The organism is Pseudomonas sp. GW821-FHT03C07 (genome assembly GCF_059420925.1).
The window spans coordinates 1-5,672 of sequence record NZ_JBWKUQ010000039.1; the positions used below are offsets into that span (position 1 = coordinate 1).

General features: G+C 61.9%; 1 protein-coding gene. It reads left to right on the forward strand.

All coding sequences use genetic code 11. The features are described from left to right. The first annotated feature begins 343 nt into the window (after positions 1 to 343). Positions 344 to 5,443: an immunoglobulin-like domain-containing protein gene (locus AC07VG_RS33350; protein WP_495022561.1), complete on the forward strand. Its 5,100-nt coding sequence runs from the start codon at positions 344 to 346 to the stop codon at positions 5,441 to 5,443. Positions 5,444 to 5,672 lie beyond the last annotated feature (229 nt).

Here is a 5,672-nt window from a genome sequence, read left to right on the forward strand (position 1 = left end):
TTCTTGTCGGGGATGTCGATTTCCTCGAGCGGCAGGGCGACGACCGAGCGGGTCATGGCGGGACTCCTATCGGGTTGGCGATGGCGTTTATTGGGCGCCGTAAACACCGGGCTGGCTACTGTCAGAAATGACAGGTCGAACCCACCATCCGACCAATGGTGCCTGTCTAGCCCCTCGACCTGTCATTTCTGACAGTAGCCAAGCTCCGCGCCGAAGCATCAAATAACGCCATCTCCCCACACCCTGGTACACGCCACCTTCAGGTCCAGCAGTCGAATTGATGCGCGCATACGAGGTCCTTCAGCCCTCATCTCCAAGCCGTTGGCCTGGCAAGGATACGACCATGAATGCCTTCCGCTCCATGAGCCGCTTCAGCCCCTTCCTGTTCCCTCCGCGCGACCTCGAGAATCGGCCCTTTGACATGTGGCCGCTGATGCTGTCAGGCATGAGCAAACCGGTCGTGGGGGGCGATGGCGGGATGAATCGCAAGATGTATGAAAACCCCCTGCTATGCCAGATAGATCCCTACAGCATGAACATGCTCGAAGGCGACAAGCTCGAGGTGTACTGGGACGCCCTCAAGGTCGGGGATGTCACCGTTGAGGCCGAGGATATCAATCAGCGGATCTCCCTGTTCCTGCCCACAGAGCACATTGTTTCCGGTTGGGTCGAAAAGCTCTTCTATCGCTTGTTCGCCGCGGACTTGAGCCCTCCCGAGGACTCAGTCGGCCTGCGCCTGTTGGTCAAGCTTGAGCTTCCGGGCGGGCGGGACCGTAACCCCAATGATCCTGGTGGTCACTCGCAACTGCACCGCCCCGAACTGCCTCCGGACCTGGACCTCGTGGACGCCGAGTGGGCCGCCCGGGGCGTTCCTCTCAAGATCGACTATTACGATAACCGGACCGTGCGCGACATCATCCAACTGAAGTGGGGCAGCACCTTTGTCCGTCGGCTGATCACCGAGGAAGAAGCCAACAGCACCGATCCCATCACCTTTATGATCGAGCAGGACACCATCCTCGCCGGCGGTGACAGCAATGAGCTGCTGGTGCACTACGAAGTGTTCGACGAAGTCTGGAATGCTTCCAGCCGCTACTCGCAAAGAACCTATGTCGCGGTTGACGCCGGTGCCTGGCGCCTGGACCCGCCGATCATCAAGGACACGGACAGCTCCGGGGTGATCGATCTGGACCTGTTGGGCAAAGAGGATGTGACCGTCCAGATCTACGTCTCAGGGCCCGATTTCAATCTGGATGACACCCTGACCATGATCTGGACCGGCACTCCCGCGAGCGGCAGCCCGCTGATCAACACCCAGAGCCGGGTACTCACCAGCCTGCCCAAAGTCGAAGAGTTCAAGATTCCCAATGCCGAGATCCGCGCCATCGCCAAGGGCTCGGGCGACGTCTGGTACAAGCTGGACAAGGCCAATGGCGATCCGCCCCTGTCGTCCAAGCATGCCTTTGCCTATGTGCAAGGCGACCCGTATTTCCTGCCGGCGCCGACTATCCTCGAATTGATTGGCGATATCCTCGAGCCCACCCAGCCCTGGGCCATCGTACAGATACCGGTATACCCGGGCATGGCCAATGGCGACCTGATCGATATGGTCTGGATGGGGACCACCGCGACCGGTGCCCCTTATCCCCATGAACAGGGACACCCGGTCACGGCGGGTGAAGTCGGCAGTCCCATCAACATACCGGTAGACGGCGCACACATCATTGCGCTGAACAACGGCACCCTGGATCTGTTCTACCGGGTCTCCCGGGACGATGTGGCGCTGTACGGCGTGAAGGAGTCCGACCACCTGCCGGTCAAGGTCCAGGCGATCCAGGCCGACCTGCCCAAGCCGCGGGTCATCGAGGCACCGGATGATGTCCTCGATCATGAGGCGGTCACCGGCCCGGTGACCTTGCGCGTGGACTACCTTGGAACGGCCCCCGGCGATCGAATGACCTACTACTGGCGCGGCAACCCCGCCGGCGGCAGCGCCAGCGACTCGCTGCCGATCACCACCGTGAACGCCGGCGAGCCGGTGAACTTCAGGATCGTCCGCGAACTGGTCGAAGCCAATATCAACAGCATCGTCAAGGTTCGCTACACGCTCAAGCGCATCGCCACCGGGCAATACAGTTATTCCGAGGTGCTGGACCTGCTGATCGGCGAATTGCTCGGCGAGTTGCCGCCACCGGACATCCTTGAAGCGCCGAACAACGTGCTCGACCCGATGGATGCGCTCAACGGTCCCACGGTGCGGGTGGGCTATGAAAGCATGGACACGCCCCACCTGATCCACCTGAACTGGCAGGGCACCCCGGGGCCCGGCTCGTCCGATGATCAAGAACAGCCAGGCAGCCCCAGCCGCCACATCGACTTCAAGCTGGATCCGGCCATCGTCGGCGCCAATATCGACCGCACGGTATTGGTGGACTATACCGTCGATCACAAGGGGTTTTCTTTTATCTCCGAGAATCGGTCCCTGATCATCACCGCCTTCCGCGATCCGCAAACCCAGTTGCCACACCCGCAGATCACCCAGGCCGACCCGGTCAACCGGGTGCTGAACCTGGCGACCTTTACCGGCAACGCGCAAGTCACAGTGGGCAAATGGCCATTTAGTGCCGTCGGGCAAAAGGTCTGGTTGAGCCTTGAAGGCCAGACCGACAGTGGCGCGACTTATCCCATTTCGCTGCTGGCCGCCGTGCCCATCTCCGATGCCCAAGCCGCCGGTGGCTTGACTGAGTCGGTACTCAGAAGCGAGCTGGAAAAACTCGGCCATGACACGCCGCTGGCGGTTATCTGCAAAGTGATCTTCACCGGTGAAAGCGATGAGTTCTATGCCCTTGAGTTTCCCCGCGGCCTGTACACCTTCAAGACCCGGCATGACTGGGTGGTACCGGAGATCCAACGGGTCGCGGACCGTTGGGGCGAGATCGGCGAGGGCGGCATGACGGTCGACAGCAGCGTGACGCTGAGCGGTATCGCCACGCCCGAGTCAACCCTCGAACTGTTCGACGGTCTCAACTCGGTGGGCACTGCCACCGTCCTCCTGGATGGCAGTTGGACCTTTCCCCTGAACGGTCTGGTCCCCAAATCCTATCGCATCACCGCCCAGGCCCGGGACGGCAGCGGCAATATCTCGGACCCGCGAACCTTCAGGGCCGAGGCCCTGGTCAGGCCGAGCATCAATTCCGTCACCGACTCCCAGGGTGAAGTCAATAACGGCGACACTATCGTCGACACTCGCGTGACCCTGATCGGCAAGGCCAGTGCCCTTCATGATGTGGAGATCTTCGACAACACCACGGCGTCCCTGGGCACCGCGACCGCCAACGCCACGGGCGACTGGGACCTGGTCGTCAGTGGGCTGGGTGTGAGCGCCCACAGCCTCACCGCCAAGGCCGGCTACGGCGATGGCGAGGTCTCCGACGCACGGACCTTTACCATCACCGCCCTGGTGGCGCCCGTCATCACCTCGGTGCAAGACTCCCGGGGTGAGGTGAACAACGGCGACACCACCGTCGATACCAGCGTGACCCTCACCGGCCGGGCCAGTGCCCTGCAAGAGGTGCAGATCTTCGACAACGGCACGGTCCCCCTGGGCAGCACGAAAGCCAACAATAGCGGCGACTGGGACCTGGCGATCAGTGGCTTGAGCGTGACCGACCACAGCCTCACCGCCAAGGTCCGCTATGATAATGGCGCCGTCTCGCCGCCCAGGACCTTTACCGTCACTGCCTTGAACGTCCCCACCATTGCTTCGGTGCGCGATTCCAGGGGCGAGGTCGGTAATGGCGAGACTACCGTCGACACCCGCCTGAGCCTCAGTGGCAGGGCCAGCGCCAGGCAGGAGGTGGAGATCTTCGACAACACCACGACCTCCTTCGGCAGGGCACGCGCCAACGACGATGGCGACTGGACGCTGGACATCAGCCCGCTGAACCAGGGCGACCACAGCCTCAAGGCCCAGGCGATCTACGGCAGCGGCGAATTCTCCGCGGCCCGGACCTTCAAAGTCACCGCCGAAATCGCCCCGACGCTCACCGATATCCGCGACAGCAAAGGCTCGATTGTCGGCGCGACCACCATCGAGACCACTGTCTTCATCACCGGTACCGGCAGCAGCGGGCAAAAGATCCAGCTGATGGATGGCAATGCCCCCATCGGCAACCCGTTCAGCATTCCCGTCAATGGCACGGCCTGGAACACCCAGCTCACGGGGCTGAGTGTCAAGGGTTACAACATCAAGGCCAAGGCGCTCTATGGCAGCGACCAGGAATCGGCGGCGAAGGCCTTCTTCGTGACCAACGCCATGGTCCCGACCCTCACCGATATTCGCGATAGCAAGGGCTCGGTTGTCGGCGGGATAACCGTCGAAACCAGCGTGACCGTCACGGGGACTGGCAGCAGCGGGCAAAGTATCCAACTGCGGGACGGCAACAGCGACATTGGCAACCCGGTCTCTATTCCCTCCGTCGGCACGAACTGGAGCACCCCCCTTGGCAACCTCAGCCCCAAGGGCTACAGCCTCAAGGCCAAGGCGCTGTATGGCAACGGCCAGGAGTCGGCGGCGAAGGCCTTCACCGTCACCGCCGTCGTGCCACCGAGCATCACCTTGATCAGGAACAGCGCCGGCGCTGAGATCCCGCCGAACGGCTCCACCACCGACACCCGCGTGACCCTGACGGGACGGGCGAGCATCGGCCAGAGCGTGAAGATCCTCGACAACACCGACGACAAGGGCGATGCCGTGGCGGGCAACAATGGCGAGTGGAGCAAGGAGCTGAGCGGGTTGGGGCAGGGCAACCACCCGATGAAAGTGCGGGCACTGTATGGCAGCGGAGTACCGGATTCAGCCGTACGCAGTTTTACCGTGCTGTCCGCCCTGGTGTTCAATACCTCGCCGGTCACCTTGAGTGGCAAGGTCTATATGCTGGAGGGATATCCGCATCTGCCCGCTTTCGGCGCCGGCACCTCGGTGCACCATCGCGCCTCCGGCGGCCAGCCGGGTTATACCTATACGTCCAGTGTTCCCGGGGTCGCCGTGGTCGATGGCGATGGTCTGGTCACCGTGCGCCGAAATGGTTGGACCATCATTACCGCACAGGACAGTGCCGGCCAATCGAAAAGCTATACCGTCACGGTGACCGGGGTCGTTACCTGTGTGGGGTTGGGCAACGGTACGTGGAGTTACATGAACGGTCGCGCGCCACAGGTAGGGACGCGGTTGCCGTCGATGGGCGAGCTGCGGGAAATCTTTAATACCTACGGGAACAGCTGGCCGATGGGGGTCAACTATTACTGGTCAAGGGATCTCGCTTCCTCAGGACTGTACCGTTTCTACTACGTGAAAAACCTGAACACCGGCCAGGAGGGTAGCCTGAAGGACTATACGGCACCCATTGGCTCCGTGGCGGCCTTTGGTGTCGGCTTGAAGTAACTCGCTTTCGTCCCCTGAAAAAGCACCGCTACCACGGCGGTGCTTTTTTACATTGACGCCCAGTTCGCCAATCCGACCAGCGGCCCCCTTTTACCCCTTCGAACTGTCATTTCTGACAGTAGCCAGTCCCGGGTTTACGGCGCCCAATAAATGCCATCGCCAACCCGATAGGAGTCCCGCCATGACCCGCTCGGTCGTCGCCCTGCCGCTCGAGGAAATCGACATCCCC

What these genes read in the sequence shown, in the direction of transcription:
- AC07VG_RS33350 (WP_495022561.1), top strand. Translation starts at nt 344, where the DNA reads ATGAATGCCTTCCGCTCCATGAGCCGCTTCAGCCCCTTCCTGTTCCCT.